The organism is Mesorhizobium sp. WSM4904 (assembly GCF_029674545.1).
Taxonomy (GTDB): Bacteria; Pseudomonadota; Alphaproteobacteria; order Rhizobiales; family Rhizobiaceae; genus Mesorhizobium.
Window position 1 is genome coordinate 5,132,409 of record NZ_CP121354.1, and the last position, 15,765, is coordinate 5,148,173.

General features: G+C 64.4%; 13 protein-coding genes. 8 read left to right on the forward strand and 5 right to left on the reverse strand.

What is annotated here, in order from left to right:
- Positions 1 to 321 precede the first annotated feature (321 nt).
- The 8 genes from QAZ47_RS24770 to QAZ47_RS24805 all read left to right on the forward strand — a co-directional run bounded on the left by QAZ47_RS24770 (position 322) and on the right by QAZ47_RS24805 (position 9,741).
- Positions 322 to 1,818 carry a family 16 glycosylhydrolase gene (locus QAZ47_RS24770; protein WP_278231091.1) on the forward strand — a complete coding sequence of 499 codons (1,497 nt, stop codon included), beginning with the start codon at positions 322 to 324 and terminating at the stop codon, positions 1,816 to 1,818.
- A gap of 35 nt (positions 1,819 to 1,853) precedes the next feature.
- Positions 1,854 to 3,611 carry a type I secretion system permease/ATPase gene (locus QAZ47_RS24775; protein ID WP_278231092.1) on the forward strand — a complete coding sequence of 586 codons (1,758 nt, stop codon included), beginning with the start codon at positions 1,854 to 1,856 and terminating at the stop codon, positions 3,609 to 3,611.
- A 3-nt stretch (positions 3,612 to 3,614) separates the two neighbouring features.
- Positions 3,615 to 4,934, forward strand: coding sequence for an HlyD family type I secretion periplasmic adaptor subunit (locus tag QAZ47_RS24780; RefSeq protein ID WP_278231093.1), 1,320 nt, complete (start codon positions 3,615 to 3,617; stop codon positions 4,932 to 4,934).
- A gap of 120 nt (positions 4,935 to 5,054) precedes the next feature.
- Complete coding sequence (locus QAZ47_RS24785) at positions 5,055 to 5,486, forward strand: hypothetical protein (RefSeq protein WP_278203389.1); 432 nt, start codon at positions 5,055 to 5,057, stop codon at positions 5,484 to 5,486.
- Positions 5,487 to 5,713: 227 nt separating this feature from the next.
- Positions 5,714 to 6,592 (forward strand): ABC transporter permease, encoded by an 879-nt coding sequence (locus tag QAZ47_RS24790; protein ID WP_278203390.1) that lies wholly within the window; start codon positions 5,714 to 5,716, stop codon positions 6,590 to 6,592.
- 14 nt (positions 6,593 to 6,606) lie between these two features.
- Positions 6,607 to 7,449: an ABC transporter permease gene (locus tag QAZ47_RS24795; protein ID WP_278231094.1), complete on the forward strand. Its 843-nt coding sequence runs from the start codon at positions 6,607 to 6,609 to the stop codon at positions 7,447 to 7,449.
- The gene (locus tag QAZ47_RS24800; RefSeq protein WP_278231095.1) at positions 7,446 to 8,588 is read left to right on the forward strand and encodes an extracellular solute-binding protein; all 1,143 of its coding nucleotides are present in this window, start codon (positions 7,446 to 7,448) and stop codon (positions 8,586 to 8,588) included. Before QAZ47_RS24795 ends, QAZ47_RS24800 begins: the two co-directional genes overlap by 4 nt.
- Positions 8,581 to 9,741 carry an ABC transporter ATP-binding protein gene (locus tag QAZ47_RS24805; protein ID WP_278231096.1) on the forward strand — a complete coding sequence of 387 codons (1,161 nt, stop codon included), beginning with the start codon at positions 8,581 to 8,583 and terminating at the stop codon, positions 9,739 to 9,741. The genes QAZ47_RS24800 and QAZ47_RS24805 overlap by 8 nt, the downstream gene beginning before the upstream one ends.
- Positions 9,742 to 9,821: 80 nt before the next feature.
- Here QAZ47_RS24805 and QAZ47_RS24810 read toward each other — a convergent pair whose 3' ends face one another.
- From QAZ47_RS24810 to QAZ47_RS24830, 5 genes are all read right to left on the reverse strand, one after another.
- Complete coding sequence (locus tag QAZ47_RS24810) at positions 9,822 to 10,799, reverse strand: GlxA family transcriptional regulator (RefSeq protein ID WP_278231097.1); 978 nt, start codon at positions 10,797 to 10,799, stop codon at positions 9,822 to 9,824.
- 358 nt (positions 10,800 to 11,157) lie between these two features.
- Positions 11,158 to 12,117 (reverse strand): DMT family transporter, encoded by a 960-nt coding sequence (locus tag QAZ47_RS24815; protein WP_278231098.1) that lies wholly within the window; start codon positions 12,115 to 12,117, stop codon positions 11,158 to 11,160.
- Between the two features lie 221 nt (positions 12,118 to 12,338).
- Positions 12,339 to 12,620 (reverse strand): hypothetical protein, encoded by a 282-nt coding sequence (locus QAZ47_RS24820; RefSeq protein ID WP_278231099.1) that lies wholly within the window; start codon positions 12,618 to 12,620, stop codon positions 12,339 to 12,341.
- Positions 12,621 to 12,846: 226 nt separating this feature from the next.
- The gene (locus QAZ47_RS24825) at positions 12,847 to 13,998 is read right to left on the reverse strand and encodes an FAD-binding oxidoreductase (RefSeq protein ID WP_278231100.1); all 1,152 of its coding nucleotides are present in this window, start codon (positions 13,996 to 13,998) and stop codon (positions 12,847 to 12,849) included.
- A 24-nt stretch (positions 13,999 to 14,022) separates the two neighbouring features.
- The gene (locus QAZ47_RS24830) at positions 14,023 to 15,342 is read right to left on the reverse strand and encodes an aspartate aminotransferase family protein (RefSeq protein WP_278231102.1); all 1,320 of its coding nucleotides are present in this window, start codon (positions 15,340 to 15,342) and stop codon (positions 14,023 to 14,025) included.
- Positions 15,343 to 15,765 lie beyond the last annotated feature (423 nt).

A 15,765-nucleotide genomic window follows, 5' to 3' on the forward strand; every position in this document is an offset into this window, starting at 1 on the left:
TCCCTCCGCTCATTCGAACCGTCGCTCGGATGAGACCGCCGAGCCGCGATAAATGCATTCATCCGCGCCGGCCTGCCCAATCTTTCGGCAGGGGTTTCTTGCAATATTGAGTAAAATTTACTAAGGCTCGCGCTTAGATTGCATTAGAACTCCCTTATTCTATCCCGCTTAAAGAATTGATCGCTGAAATGTATTTTTTGTCTGTACTATAGGACGAATCCTTGGAACGATAACCTGAATTATAAGTTGATCCGCAGCGATCGGTCGAAAACGCGCATCGGCCGGTTCAAGTGAGATGACGCTCCACGGAGGGTTCGGACTATGACCACCATCGTCAACGCGGTAGGCGTTCCTCTTGCCTATAGCGGCACGTCCACCCATTGGTTCTCGGCATCAGGGTCCGGGCCGGACTTGTGGGGCACCTCCGGCAACGACACCTTCTATGGAGCCTCCGGCGTCAACGTCACCATGCATGGCAGCTATGGCGATGACATCTATTACCTTTATGCCGCGGGCAACAAGGTGGCCGAGGGTTATGGGGCAGGCATCGACACGATCAGCACATGGATGAGCTACAAGCTCCCCGCCAACGTCGAGAACCTCATCGTCACCAACGCCAAGAACTTCGCCTTCGGAAACGACCTGGACAACATCATCACGGCCAAGGCCGGCCATCAGACGCTGGACGGCGGCAAGGGCAATGACGTTCTGATCGACGGCGGCGGCGGTTACGACACTTTCATCGTCGCAAAGGGCAATGGAAGCGACCTGATCGCCAATTTTGCCGCGACCGACACCGTCCGCCTCGATGGCTATGGGTTCACTTCCTTCGATGCCATTCACTCGAACATGGTCCAGGCGGGATCGAACGTGATCCTGAACCTCGGATCCGGCGAGATCCTCGAGTTCAAGGACACCACCGTCGACAAATTCCTGCCCAGCCAGTTCGAGCTGCCGATCGACAAGTCCGCAATGACGCTGTCCTTCGGCGACGAGTTCAACACGCTGAACCTTCACAACAGCCAAGGCGGCACCTGGGACACCAACTTCTGGTGGGGCGCGCCGAACGGCAGCACGCTCACCCGGAACAACGAGCTGCAGTGGTATATCGACGCCAATTACGCGCCGACGAGCTCGGTCCATCCGTTCAGCGTCAACAACGGCGTGCTCACCATCACCGCGGCACAGGCGCCGGCGGACATCAAGCCGCTGATCAACAATTACGAATACACCTCCGGCATCCTGACCACCCACGACACCTTCTCGCAGACCTACGGCTATTTCGAAATGCGCGCCGATCTGCCGGAGAACGCCGGCGCCTGGCCGGCCTTCTGGCTGCTGCCCGAGGACGGCTCGTGGCCGCCGGAGCTGGACGTCGTGGAGATGTACGGCCAGAGCCCGAATTCGCTGCTGATGACCGCGCATACGCTTCAGACCGGGACGCACACCACGGTCGGGTCCACGGTGAATGTCATGGATACCGCAGGTTTCCACACCTATGGCCTCTTGTGGACGCCGGACAAGCTGGTGTGGACCTATGACGGCGTGCAGGTCGCGGAGGCGGCGACGCCGTCCGACATGAACAAGCCGATGTACATGCTGGTCGATCTCGCGGTCGGCGGTCAGGCCGGCGCGCCGCCGGACCATCTGGCGACGCCGGCTCAGATGAAGATCGACTACATCCACGCCTACACGCTGGACAGCGCGCCGGCGACCGCGCTGAGCGTCGCCAGCAGCAGCACCACCACGCAGAGCGTAGCCACGCACAGTATCGCCGTCAGCACGCACGGCGGTTCCGAGTTCGGGGGCCACTCATAAGGTCCCGGGATCATGCAGCAGCGGGGAATGGGCGAATGACTGGACCGTCGAGCCTGCGGCCGGTCTTCCTGCGCGCCGTCACCGATGTCGGCGTCTTCTCGTTGCTGATCAACATCCTGCTGCTGGTGATCCCACTCTACCTGCTGCAGGTCTATGACCGCGTGCTGCCGTCCTCGAGCGTCGAGACGCTCCTTTACCTCTCGCTCATCGCGGTTCTGGCGCTCGCCTTCCTCGGCTTCCTGGACGCGGTGCGCGCCGTCTACACGCAGCGCGTCGCTGCGACCGTCGACCGTAGGCTGGGCGCCAAAACGTTCGCCCTTTCGCTTGCCGCCAAACAAGCCGGCGGCCTGTCGCCGCTGCACGACCTCGCCTCGGTCTGCGCCTTCATCCGCTCGCGCGGCGTGGCGGTGCTGTTCGACCTACCCTTCGCACCCGTCTTCCTCGCTCTGCTCTACCTCATCCATCCGGTCCTGTTCTGGGTGACGCTCGCCGGCACGGTGCTGCTCGTCGCGCTGGTCGTCGCAAACCAGCTTGCCATCGGCAGGAACGATGCCTTGTCCGCGGAACGTTCGGCATTGGCTGCCCAAGCGGAACAAGTCTTTGCCCGCAATGCCGAAACGCTGCGCGCCATGGGCATGGTCGGGAACGCTGCGCGAGTCTGGGGCCGGCATGTCGGCGATGCGCTCGTCCTGCACGACCGCTCCGCGAGCGCCAATGCGATCTTCAGCGGCACTTCCAGGGCGCTGCGCATGATGCTGCAGCTCGCGATCCTCGGCGCCGGCGCGTGGCTGGTGCTCGAGGGGCAGATGACGGCCGGAATGATCTTCGCCTCCTCGCTGGTGTCGTCGCGCGCGATGCAGCCGCTCGACCAGCTGATCGGCGCCTGGCGGCAGATCGTCGAGGCCAGGCGAGCTTGGAAGCGGCTGGATACGGCGCTTGCGGCGCATCCGGCTGAAGCGCGGAAACTGACCCTGCCCGATCCGTCCGGCGCGATCGCCGTGCAGGACGTCTTCTTCATGGCGCCGAATGCTCGGCCCGGCACCGAGCCGATCCTCAAGCGGCTGAACTTCCAGATCGGCGCCGGCGAGGCGGTGGCGATCGTCGGCCCGAGCGGCGCCGGCAAATCCACTTTGGCGCGGCTGCTTGTCGGCGCTGCCCAGCCGACCGGCGGCGCGGTCAGGATCGACAGCGCCGATCTCCGAACCTGGGACGAAGACCAGCTCGGAAAACACATCGGCTATCTCGCGCAGGAGGTGGAGCTTTTCCCCGGATCGATCGGCGAAAACGTCGCCCGCTTCGACGCGCAGGCGGATGACGCCGCGATCATCGAGGCGGCACGGCGTGCCCAGGCGCATGACGTGATCCTGGCGCTGCGCGACGGCTACCAGACCAAGGTCGGCCCGTCGGACAGAACGCTGTCGGGCGGCGAGCGCCAGCGGATCGGGCTGGCGCGCGCCTTCTACGGCAATCCGCGCATCCTGGTGCTCGACGAGCCCAGCACCCATCTCGACGGCAGCGGCGAAGCGGCGCTCGAAACGGTGCTTGCCGCCGCGCGGATCGCGGGCGTCACGACCATCGTCATCACGCATCGCCCTTCGATCGCCGCCGCCTGCAACCGCGTGATGCTTTTGCGCGGGGGCGTCATCGAAGCCTTCGGCCCGAGCGCCGAGGTGCTGCGGCAGCCAATTGCCGACAAGGGCGCCGGCAAGACCGCCGCCGCGCAGCAGGGCACGGTGGTGACGGGCTCGTTCGCCCCGACGATCCGCGCGCACGGCGTCCGGCTGGGATCGTAGACTATGACGATTGAGAGCCTCGCCTGGGACAGCCGGCCACGCACCGACTTCCGGCGCGTGGCCTTCGCCGGATATGCCGCAGTCGCACTCTTCGTCGGCTGCTTCGGCTATTGGGGAGCAAGCGCGCCGCTGTCCGGCGCGGTGATCACGCAAGGCACGATCTCGGCGACCGGCGGCAATATCCTCATCCAGCAGCCAGAGGGCGGCATCATCCAGCAACTGCTCGTCCATGAAGGGGACCGTGTGGAGCAAGGCCAAGACCTGATCCTCCTCGACCGGACGGCGGCGCAGGCGGACCTCAACCGGCTGACCAGGCAGTCGATCGCGCTCAAGGCGAGCGCGGCGCGGCTGGAGGCCGAGCGCGACGGGCTGGACTGGCTGGCGCCGATCACCGACGCGGCACCGGCGCCGTTCCAGCAGGACTTCCAGAATCTCATCCGCGAGCAGCAGAAGGAGTTCGACGCCAGGCTTGCCCGCTTCCGCTCCGAACAGTCGATCATGGCGCAGCGGATCGCCATGCATCGCGAGTCGGTCGTCGGCCTGAATGCCCAGAAGCTCGCCATCGAGCAGCAGTCGGAAGTGGTGAAGAAGGAGCTCGGCATCAAGACCGGCCTCTTGGACAAGGGGCTCACCAACCGCACCGAGTACTCCCAGCTTTTGCGCTCGGAGGCCGATCTCGTCGGGCAGGCCGGCGCGCTGGAGGCAAACCTCGCCGCGGCCAACAGCCAGATCGTCGAAGCCCAGGTGCAGGTCGAGCGCCTGACCACGCAACGGGTAGAAGAGGCGCTGGGCAAGCTCGATGAGGTCCGCACCAACCTCGCCGACATCGGGGAACAGATGCGGGCGGCCGAGGCGGTGCTTCGGCGCACGACGATCAAGGCGCCGGCGGCGGGCATCGTGGTGTCGTCGACCTATAATTCGAAAGGCAGCGTGATCGCCCCCGGCGAGAAGATCATGGAGATCCTGCCCACCGCATCTGGCCTCAACGTCGATGCCAAGCTGCGGCCGAAGGACGTCGACCAGGTGCGCGTCGGCCAGCTGGCGAAACTCAGACTGTCGGCGCTGAACATGCGCCTGACGCCCGAAGTGTCGGCAACGGTCACGCAGATCTCCGCCGACCGGCTGGTCGACCAGGTCACGCACGAACCTTATTTCCGCGCCAAGCTGAAGATCGGCGACACCCTGCCGCCCGGCGTGAAGGCCGAGCAGCTTTATCCCGGGACGCCGGTCGAAGCCTTCATCAGCACCGGCGACCGGACCTTCTTCCAGTATCTCGCCCGGCCGATGATGGATTCCTTCGCGCGGGCGTTCGCGGAGCGGTAGAAGACAAGCGTACCCCGCGGCTCGCGAGCCCTGGAACCAAAGACGTGCGAGACTGTTCAGCTATAGCTGACGCCGTCGTGCCCGCCGGTTGGGCAAGCGGCGCTCTCGAGGAGTCTCATCATGTCCAGATTTCGTTCAGTCGCGGTTGCGGTCATCGCGGCCGCAGGAATTAGCTTTGCCAGTGCCGCGCACGCCGACACCGGTTCGATCCGCTTCTCCGTCTACAAGGCTGCCTTCTTCATCGGCGGCGCCGGCGGCGAAGGCACGCTGACCTTCCATGGTCGCCGCTATCCCATCTCGATCGGCGGCATCTCGGGCGGCCTCGCCTTCGGCGCCTCCAAGACCTATTTCCAAGGCACCGTGCGCCATATTCGCCGCGCCCGGGACGTAACGGGGGTGTACGGCGCGGCAGGCGGCGGCGGCGCGCTCGGCAGGGGAGCCCAGGTCATCGTCATGACCAACGACAAGGGCGCCGAACTCCAACTCACGGGCCGGCAGGTGGGCCTGCAGGTCAACGCCGATCTCAGCGGCATGAGCATAGGGCTGAGGTAAGGGCGGTCACCCCGCTCGCCGTTCCTGGACGGGCCTGATTTGCCAGGGCGAGCCGCTGGCGGCACGACCGCCCTCAGCTCCCCTGCACTGCCTTTGGCGCAATCGCGAGCACCGGTCTGGCAGAATGGAATTTGGACCGCCGCCTGTGGACATGGCGGCGGCAATGAAACAATCTTCACTGCGGGAACAAGAAGCGCTTCGAAGAAAGCGCGGACCTTCGGGTGCGCATGAAAAATCGATGGACCTTGTATGATCCACGGCTGGCCTGGATGCTGATCGCGCCGGTGCTGTTGCTGCTGATCTTCTTCCTGGTGCTGCCGATCGCCGTGATGGCGGCCTACACCTTCTTCACCTTCGTCACCGCCGGCGTGGAGACCAGCCAGCTCACGAGCGCCAACTGGCACGAATTCCTCACCGACAGCTACTATCACGGCTTCCTCTTGAAGACGCTGAGGGTCGGCGCCATCACCGCCCTGCTCTGCGGCGTGCTCGGTTATTTTCCGGCCTATTTCATCTGGGCCACCAGCTTCAAGCACAAGTGGCTGCTTTTGCTTCTGCTGATCGTGCCGTTCTGGATCAGCTTCACCATCCGCACCTTTTCCTGGATCAACATCCTGGGCGAACAGGGCGTCATCAACGTCGCGCTCATGAAAATGGGCATCATCAGCGAGCCGCTGCCGATGCTCTACACCGAGGGGGCGGTGATCATGGGGCTGCTGCACTTCCTGCTGCCCTACATGATCCTCAACGTCTATGTCAGCCTGGAAAGCATCGACCGCACGCTGATTTCGGCGGCCCGCTCGATGGGCTGCACCAGCGCGCAGGCGTTCCGCGAGGTCACGCTGCCGCTCTCCCTGCCAGGCCTCGCAGCTGGCCTGCTGCTCTGCTTCGTGCTGGCCGCCGGCAGCTACGTGACGCCGCAGCTTCTGGGATCGGGGCGCGACGCGCTGTTCGGCAATCTGATCTACGACACCATCATGGGCGAGCTGAACTGGCCGATGGGCGCCACGCTTTCCATCGTGCTGTTCGTCGTGCTCGGCTTCTTCGCCGCCATCTACACCCGCTACATGGGCATGTCGCAGATCGTGAAAGGCCTTGGAGGATGACGGGGATTGGGCGGATGAAAGCGGCACGGCCGAACCAGGAAGGCAAATGGGCCTGGCGGCTGACCCGCTTCGTCACCTTGTGCGTCTACATCTTCATGTTCGCGCCGATCGCGGCGACCGTGATCCTGTCGTTCAACGCCTCGATGTTCGGCGGCTTCCCGATGACCGGCTTTTCCCTGCAATGGTACGGCAAGCTGATGGCCAACGAGGCAGTTTTGGCCGCGTTCCGCACCTCGCTGTGGATCGCCCTGGTCACGGCGGTCGCCACCACGGCGATCGGCGTCGTCACCTCATTCGCGCTGGTGCGCTTCGACTTCCCCGGCAAGCAGATGCTGAGCACGCTAGTGATCCTGCCGGCGCTGGTGCCGGAAACCATCCTGGGCGTCGGCCTGCTGGTGCTGATCAAGGCGGTCGACCAGCCGCGGACGTTGCTTCTCCTGGTGCTCGGCCACATCCTGCTTGCCGTGCCCTACGTGGTGCTGATCACCCAGGCGCGCATGGTCGGTATCCGGCGCGTCTTTGAGGAGGCGGCACTTTCGCTCGGCGCCTCGCGCTTCTCGTCCTTCCGCGAGATCACGCTGCCGCTGCTCATCCCGGCGGTCGTGGCGGGCGCGCTGCTCGCCTTCACCATCTCGTTCGACAACACCTCGGCCAGCCTGTTCTGGCGGCCGGCCGGCGTCGAGACGATGCCGACGCAGATCCTGTCGATGCTGAAAATCTCGATCAGCCCCGAGATCAACGCGCTCGGCACCGTCATGATCCTGGTGACCGTCGGCATCCCGCTGATCGGCGGCGTGCTCATGCAAAGCCTGACCAGATTGAAGAGACGAGGCGAACCAAAGGAGGAAGCACGATGAAACTATCCACCACCAAGCGGCTGGAACGGCTGCACGATAGATATGTCAACGGCGATCTCAGCCGCCGCACTTTCCTGAGCCTGACCGCCGCCGCCGCGGCCTCGGCGGGCCTTTCCATGCCGTGGATGAGCCGGGCGCTCGCCGCGGTCGAACAGGTCCGCTTCGACGGCTGGGGCGGGACGGTGCAGGACGCGATCGACAAATACGCCTTCCAGCCCTACACGGCCAAGACCAAGATCAAGGTGGTCCAGGGCACGTTCGGCGACGAGAACGAGCTCATCACCAAGATCAAGACGGCGAAGCCCGGCGACTTCCAGATCGTGCATTCGTCCGGCGTCAACTACTACATCAAATACATCAACGCCGGCATGAACTCGGAGATCAACGAAGCCAACATTCCCAACATGGCGAATGTGCTGCAGCCGATGATCGAGCCGTTCCGCAAGCTGACGCCAAAACTCTCGGCCGTGCCTTACGACTACGGCACCACCGGCATCGCCTACAACACCAAGGTGATCTCGCCGGAGGAGGCGAAGGAGAAGGGTGCTGCCCTGCTGCTCGACAAGAAATATGCCGGCAAGGTCGGCGGCTATGCCGACATGACCACGCGCGTCTGGTACGCGGCCCTGGCCACCGGGCAGGACCCCAACAACATCAAGGACATGGACACGATCTGGGCCAAGGTGCGCGAGACGCGCGACCTCGCCAAGAAGTTCTGGAGCTCCGGCGCGGAGCTGATGGACCTGCTCTCCAAGGGCGAGATCGTGGTGACCGATGCCTGGTCGGGCCGCGTCGCCGCGCTCCAGGATCAGGGCCATCCGATCGGCTATCTCGATCCGGCCGGCTCCTACGCCTGGATGGAGGACATGCTGATCCTGAAAGGCTCGCCGATGGCCGAGTGCGAGGAGCTGATCAATTTCATGCTCGATCCGGCGACCTCGATCGCGGTTGCCGAGGGCCAGAGCTATCCGCCGTCGCTCGACCCGACCAAGGTCAAGCTCACCGAGAAGATCGAGAAGCTGCCGGCCTTCGACAAGACCGGCTCGATGAAGGCGCTGACCTTCGCCGATCCGGTCTACTGGGCGACCAACGAGGACGCCTGGACCAAGCAGTGGGACAGGATCGCGAAAGGTGCCTGACAGAAGCGAAGCGTCAACCAGTCCCCGGCCGGCCTCGGCCGGGGCACCCTCCCCCGGCGCGGCTTCCGGTACGGGCGCGGACAAGCCGGCGGTCGAGTTCCGCGACATCGACATCGCCTATGGCAAGTTCGTCGCGGTGCGCGATTTCTCGCTGTCGATCCGCAAGGGCAGCTTCGTCACGCTGCTCGGGCCGTCGGGCTGCGGCAAGACGACCATCCTGCGCTCTATCGCCGGGCTGGTCGACATTTCGGGCGGCCAGATCATGATCGACGGGCGACGCGTTGACGACGTGCCGATCTACAAGCGCAATATCGGGCTGGTGTTCCAGAGCTACGCGCTGTTCCCGCACAAGACCGTGTTCGACAATGTCGCCTTCGGCCTGAAATACCGCAACGTGCCGAAGCCGGAAATCGCGCGCAAGGTGGGCCAGGTGCTCGACATGGTGCGGCTGCCGGGCAGCGAGAAGAAGCTGCCCTCGCAATTGTCGGGCGGCCAGCAGCAGCGCATCGCGCTGGCACGGGCCATCGTCTTCGAGCCGCAGGTGCTCTTGCTCGACGAGCCGCTGTCGGCGCTCGACGCCAACATGCGCGAGGAGATGCGCGTCGAGATCAAGAAGATCCAGAAGGCGACCGGCATCACCGCCATCTTCGTCACGCACGACCAGGAAGAAGCGCTCTCCATGTCGGACCGCATCGTGGTGATGAACGCCGGTTCGGTGGAACAGATCGGCACGCCGGAAGAAGTCTATGAGACGCCCGCCACCGCCTTCGTCGCCGATTTCCTCGGCAAGGCCAACATGCTTGCCGGCACCGTCAGCAAATCCGATCGCACGACGGCTGTCGCGCTTGCCGCCGGCCAGACGGTCGACGTGACGCCGCCCAGGCCGCTGGTGCCCGGCAGCAAGGTCACCGTCGTGGTCCGGCCGCAGAAGCTGTCGGTCGGCGCAGGCGCCAACCGGCTGTCCGGCCGCGTCGTGTCGACCTCCTATCTCGGCGGCAGCGCCATCTACGAGATCGACATTGGCGGCAAGACCAGCGTGCGGGCCAACGCGGCGATCAATGGCCGCATTGTCCGCGAGGGCGAGACCATCGAGGTCGGCTTCGATCCGGGCGGCTGCGTTCTGCTCGACGAAAGCGGGCAGCGGATCTCGTAGGGCGTGTTGATATTCAGGCGACGCCGGCCTGACCTGAATCTCGACACACCCTGGGACGCCGCGCGTCGCTTGCAGAAGCATCATTTCGCCGCTTGAGCAGCCAAGCGGTTGGGATGCCTGAGATGGGTCGGCGTGATGCCGGTGTGCTGGCGGAACACCCGGCTGAAATGCCCGGCATTTTCGAAGCCGCATCTGTAGGCGATGTCCCCGACTGCCAAGTCGCTGCCTTCCAGCAGCGACTTGGCGTAATGCACCCGCAGCGCCAGATAGGCGGCCATCGGGCTGGTGCCCAGTTCGGTCGCGAAAAGACGCTCGAGCTGGCGCCGCGAGCAATTCAGGCGGCTGGCGATCTCGGTGACCGACACCTTCTCCTGGAGGTTGCTTTCCATCAAGAGCAAGGCCCGCTTGACCGCGCGGCTCGCGGCCTCGGGAAACAGGTCGCCCACGGGCTGCACGTCCGTGATGTTGCGGATGCGATCCAGCACCAGGATCTTGGCGGCCTTCTCCGCCGCCTTCTGGCCGATGAACTGCGACACGAAATAGCCGGCGAGGTCCGCCGCGCCGGCGCCGCCGGCGCATGTCGCGCGACCGCGGTCGACGGAAAACAAACTGTCCGCATGCGCGTTCACGTCGGGGAATTGGGCGCGAAAATCCTTGATGTGGAACCAGCTGACGGCGGCGCTGTAGCCGTCCAGCAAGCCGTAGCGGGCCAGCACGAAGCTTCCCGTGCACAGCGCGGTTATGGGCACGCCCTTTTCGGCTGCCCGCAAAAGGAAGGCCTCCTTTTCGGCGCTCAGATTGCGGTTGGTGTCGAGCAGGCCGCCGACCACGACGACGTTGTCGAAATCCTCCGGATTGCCGACCGCCCTAGTCGGCAGCAATTCGACGCCGCAGCTCGCCCTGATCGGCAGGCCGCGCTCGCCGACGATCTGCCAGTCGAACTCCACTCTGCGGCTGCGATCGCCCTCATCGCCAGCCAGGCGCAGCGTGTCGATGAAAAGCGACAGCGGCGACAAGGTGAAGTCGCGCACCAGGAGAAACGCAAACTTCTTGGCCATTGGTTTCCGGGACCGTCACATGTTTTATCCGGCGCTTATTCCGCGAGGACACTATCCTCGAGCGCTGGTCGACGCATTTATCAAAAGCGGCACTGGATTTCTCCGAATATTTTGATCGTCGTTGCGGGTCCTCGCGATCCAGCGCTACGCGTTCGCCGCGGACAAGGTCGGTGCCGCCGAGGTGTTCAAGCTGCCGATGCGGGCGTCGCCGGCGTTCGTCAATGATGCGTTCGTCGATCGGGTTCGGGACGCTGGGCTGCGGGCGGTGTCGTTCAAGCCCAGATGGACATCGGACGGAAGCATCGGGGATGAACGACCCTCGGCAGAGCCCCCCGCGCCGCTGTCGGAGAACCGCGGCCTAAGCGACGCGAGCAGGGCTCGGCTTGGGCTTGACTATCGTGGCAAGCACGATGCCCACGACGATGAAGGCGGCGCCGACGAGGTCGTAGTCGTGCAGGCTCTCGCCGAGCAGCAGATAAGCGAGGATGGCGACGAACAGCGTCTGCAGGTAGAGCAGCATGCTCGCCCGGCTGGCGCCGAGCGTCTCGACGCTGCGGTTGTAGAGATAGTACATCAGGGCGCCGCCGGGGCCGGCCAGATAGGCGAGCGCGAGCCAGCCATGGACGTTCAAGGCGGAGCGTTCGTCGTTGAACAGTTCCCACAGATGGAAAGGCAGGGCGACCAGCGCGCCGGCGCCGAGCAGGAGCACGACCAGCGGCAGCAATTCGATGCCGAATTTGGACCGGCGCACCAGCACGGTGTAGAGCGCCCAGCAGAAGGCGCTGCCGACGATCCATAATTCGCCGAGGTTGAACTTGAGCTGCACCAGCGCCGTCAGGTCGCTTTGCGCGACGATGACCAGCATGCCGGCGAGCGCCGCCAGCGCGCCGAGCGCCTGCCAGAGTCCGAGCGGCTCGCCGAGCACGATACGCGCGAGCACCATTGTCATGACCGGAGACAGCGCCATGATGATGCCGGCCGTGGTCGCGTCTGTGTCGGCGAGGCCGCGATAGATCATGCCCTGGCAGAACGTGAGCCCAATCGCGCCCACGGCGACGATCTCCAGCGGCCGGGATTTGAGCAGCGCCAGCATCGCGCCGTGATGGCGATGCACGATCGGCAGCAAGATGGCGCAGGCGAGCGCAAGCCGCCAGAAGCAGAGCCCCCAAGGCGGCATTTCCGGCGCCACCCATTTGGCCGCGATATAGACGCCGGCCGACAGAAGCCAGCACAGCACGGCGGCCGGATAGCCGGAGAGCGAAGGCGTCGACGCGACCGCGGGTAGTTCCGCCGGATGAGCTATCGGCACTGCCTGCATGCCATCCCCCCGTCGATGAATGTCCGCCCAAGGACGCGACCGAAGTATAGCATCAGGCGTGACGGCTTAATACGTCTCCGATCGCCCGATGCTCTCCCGCACGCGTTGTTGTGTCCAACTCAATTGTGGATCAGCCGACATGAGCTTGTGACCGGAAGCAACAACGACAATTGTCCGCGTTGCGCGATTGCCGCGATTTGATCGAGCGGGTCTGGTCCGGATCAGTGCGGCGTGCCGTCTGACAGGTGCAGAAGCTCCCAGGTCAAGCCGACGCGACCGCGGAACCTCGAAGCGAATTGTTCGGCCTCGACGTTCTCCAAACCATCATCGACCAGAGCCTCGATGCTTCGTTCCATCAAGGCGAGCTGCATCGCCCGGGCGTGCGCCGGGTTGGTCTCTCTCATGATTGCGGTGACGTGGTAGGCAACGACGGGCTGGCCGAGGCAAGACACAAGCGTGCCGGCGTCGGCCGTCGCTTGGGTGACTGCTTCTTCGATCTGCATTTGGCGCTCCTCATCAAAGCCGATGACGGCGCCTCCCCGGGGAGACGACGGTGGTCCGTCGCTTCTTTTCAACGTCAGCCGCACTGACGACTCGCGGCCTGGTCCACTATCCTCCAGAACCTTATTGAAGGCCACCGGATAGTTAACTGATGGTTAACACGAAGGCTCGCATCTTAAGCGTCGGCGCAGCGGGCCCGGCGCGCGTCCGGCGCACCAGACGCGCCCGTCAATTGACAGCGATGTTGCGTCCTGCCGACGGCAGCAGGCTCTCCGTGCCGGGCGCGGAAACCGGAGCGCCGTGAAGAACCCAGTCGGCCGCGATCTGGCCGATCACCGGGGCAAGTTGGATACCATAGCCGCCGGCGCCCGCGGCGGTCACCAGGCTTGGCTCGGACGCATCGATCGGGCCGACGAAAGGGCGATGGTCGGCGGTCACCGGGTAAAGCCCCGCCCAGCCGCGGCCAAGCCGCGCGCCGGGCAAATCGGGCAGCCGCTCGAGCAGGAGTTCCGCCAGTCTGACCTTCGACTGTTCCTCGCACTGGTCGTTGTAGTTGTCGGGGTCCTCCGGCGCGGCCGAGTCCACCTTGTGGATCTCGGCGATCAGTTCGGTGCGCTTCTCGTGGCGGAAATTGAGGCCGCTTCCCTCGCCGTTCACGAGATCCATGACCATCGGCATCGTGTAATCGAGCGGCTCGTCGAGATGGACGACGACCGCCTCGTGACGCTCGGGCCAAATGTGCAGGCGCTGGCCGAAGAGTTCGGCGACCTGAGGCGCCCAGGCGCCGCCCGCATTGACCACGACATCGCAATCGATCGGATCGCCACTGGTCTCCAGCGTGTAGCCGCCTGACCGCCGCTTCGCCCCGAGCAGCTTGCGATACTGGCGTATTTCGCCGCCCTGGGCGCGGACCATCCGCGCCAGGAAATCGCACATCTCGTGAGGATCGAGGAAGCCATTGTCGGGTCCGAACAGCCCACCTTCCAGCCCATCCGGGCTGATATGAGGAACCAGTTGCTTGAGTTCGTCCGCACGATAGAGGCGCGACCGCAGGCCGGCCTCTTCCTGGATTTCCGCCGACTTCGCAAACAGCTCCATCTGCTTTTGCGTCCTTGCCAGCCGCAAATAGCCGATATGGTTGAAGCCAAGCCCCTGGCTCTCCCATTGACGGAAGCGGCGCAGCGAATGAACGCGAAGCATGATCTCGAACGGATCGGTGAATTGCGATCCGACCACGCCGACCGCCCTGCCGCTCGACCCGGAAGCGATCGACTGGCCTTCAAGCACCGTCACGCGCGCGCCCTGTTCGACCAGGTGGAGCGCCGAGCACAAGCCCAGCGTGCCCGCGCCGATCACCACGACATGAGGAGAAGCTGTCATCCATGGTCCTCCTGGCGGTTCGTCTCAGAACTGCCGGGCGATGTCGCCCAGGATCTCGTCGATCGCCCGCAGAATGGCTCGAGCGTCCTCCTCGGTCATGGGCGTCGACAGCGCGAACAGGCCATAGCTAGCGGACAGGACGCCGCGGCCGAGCAGGCCCTTATGAAAGGCATCGAGCTTCCGGCGCTCGGACTGGCCGGGATAGACGGACCTATAATCCGTGACGGGATGGGCCGTGAAATGGACCTTGAACAGCGAGCCCAGGCCGACGCATTGGCCGGCAAGACCATGCTTGTCGAACGAGGCGGCGACGCCGTCGCGCAGCAGCGTCCCGAGATGATCGAGATGGACAAAGCTTTCCCTGGTAAGCGCCCGCATGGCGACCAGCCCGGCGCGCATCGTCACCGGATTGGCGGTGAAGGTGCCGCCATGCGGAAGCGCGGGCTTGCCCCGGGTAGGATCGAACACCGCCATGATGTCGGCCCGGCCGCCGACGGCGCCCACGGGGAATCCCCCGCCGATGATCTTGCCGAGCGCGGTCAGGTCCGGCACGATTCCCCACAGCCCCTGCGCGCCGGAGTAGCCGAGGCGAAAAGAGATGACCTCGTCGAAGATGACCAGGGCGCCCGCCGCGTGGGCGATCTCGACCATGGCGCGCAGATAGTCCTGCCGCGCCGGGATCAGCCCGGCGCGGTTCGGCATGGGATCGATCAGCACGCCGGCAATCGAATCGCCCTGAGCGGCGAAGACCGCGCGCAAGGCCTCCGTGTCGTTGAAGGGCACGGCGATCACGTCGTCCAGCACCCCGCGCGGCGTGCCCCTCGCATAGGGCGTCGAATTCGGCAGGTCGCCCCAGTTGGCGGGAGAACTGTCCAGGCTGACTTCAGCGAAGTCGTAGGAGCCGTGATAGGCGCCCTCGATCTTGACGATCCTGGGTCGCCCGGTGAAGGCGCGAGCGGCCTTGATGGCCATCATCACGCCCTCGGTTCCCGAGTTGGCGAAGCGGATCTGGTCGACCGAGGGCAGCCGTTCGACCAAGAGTTCGGCAAGCTCGATCTCGCTGACCGTCGGCGCGCCGAAGGCCGTGCCGAACGGCAGCTGATCAACCACCGCCACCGCTACATCCGGCTGCGTGTAGCCATGGATCATGGCCGTGAAATTGTTGATGCAGTCGTAGTAGACGTTGCCGTCCACGTCCCAGACCCTGCATCCCTCGCCTCTCGCGGCATAGATCGGAAAGGGATCGACGAAGACCGTCGTGCGCGTGTTGCCGCCCGGCATCACCTTTTTGGCGCGCTCGAACAGGCTCTTCGATAGGGGCATGTCGTTTGGATAGTGCGGCATGGCTCGATCGTATGGCTTCGTTGGCGCAGTGTGCAATCGGCCACGGAAGACATGCAACGTGACCACACCCACCTATCTTCGCAAGATCGAGCGCCAAGGCGCGACATGACTTCCATGCCTATCATTTTAGTAAATTGTGATATAAAGCTTCCCGACATAGAGTGGAGAGTAAAGCGTATGGGTGAGAAGTCAGGGTTCACAGACAAGGAAGTCGAAGAGCATCTTAGAACACGCCGCCAAGTGGCCTTTCACCGTGACGGCGGTTCCGTTTCCAAGGTCGAATGCATTCATTGCGGCCAGCCCTTCGACCCTATACTCGCAACCGCAAGCCATCTTGGTCTTTGCAACTATTGTTTCGACAAAGACTAGTCTGTCGCCGGTCTGATCCGGTGCAATTGGTCGCGGACAAACCCGTGATCGGCG

Excerpts from the sequence above, each read along its gene's own strand:
- QAZ47_RS24770 (WP_278231091.1), top strand. The coding sequence starts at position 322 with ATGACCACCATCGTCAACGCGGTAGGCGTTCCTCTTGCCTATAGCGGC.
- QAZ47_RS24775 (WP_278231092.1), top strand. The coding sequence starts at position 1,854 with ATGACTGGACCGTCGAGCCTGCGGCCGGTCTTCCTGCGCGCCGTCACC.
- QAZ47_RS24780 (WP_278231093.1), top strand. The coding sequence starts at position 3,615 with ATGACGATTGAGAGCCTCGCCTGGGACAGCCGGCCACGCACCGACTTC.
- QAZ47_RS24785 (WP_278203389.1), top strand. The coding sequence starts at position 5,055 with ATGTCCAGATTTCGTTCAGTCGCGGTTGCGGTCATCGCGGCCGCAGGA.
- QAZ47_RS24790 (WP_278203390.1), top strand. The coding sequence starts at position 5,714 with ATGAAAAATCGATGGACCTTGTATGATCCACGGCTGGCCTGGATGCTG.
- QAZ47_RS24795 (WP_278231094.1), top strand. The coding sequence starts at position 6,607 with ATGAAAGCGGCACGGCCGAACCAGGAAGGCAAATGGGCCTGGCGGCTG.
- QAZ47_RS24800 (WP_278231095.1), top strand. The coding sequence starts at position 7,446 with ATGAAACTATCCACCACCAAGCGGCTGGAACGGCTGCACGATAGATAT.
- QAZ47_RS24810 (WP_278231097.1), bottom strand. The coding sequence starts at position 10,799 with ATGGCCAAGAAGTTTGCGTTTCTCCTGGTGCGCGACTTCACCTTGTCG.
- QAZ47_RS24815 (WP_278231098.1), bottom strand. The coding sequence starts at position 12,117 with ATGCAGGCAGTGCCGATAGCTCATCCGGCGGAACTACCCGCGGTCGCG.
- QAZ47_RS24820 (WP_278231099.1), bottom strand. The coding sequence starts at position 12,620 with ATGCAGATCGAAGAAGCAGTCACCCAAGCGACGGCCGACGCCGGCACG.
- QAZ47_RS24825 (WP_278231100.1), bottom strand. The coding sequence starts at position 13,998 with ATGACAGCTTCTCCTCATGTCGTGGTGATCGGCGCGGGCACGCTGGGC.
- QAZ47_RS24830 (WP_278231102.1), bottom strand. The coding sequence starts at position 15,342 with ATGCCGCACTATCCAAACGACATGCCCCTATCGAAGAGCCTGTTCGAG.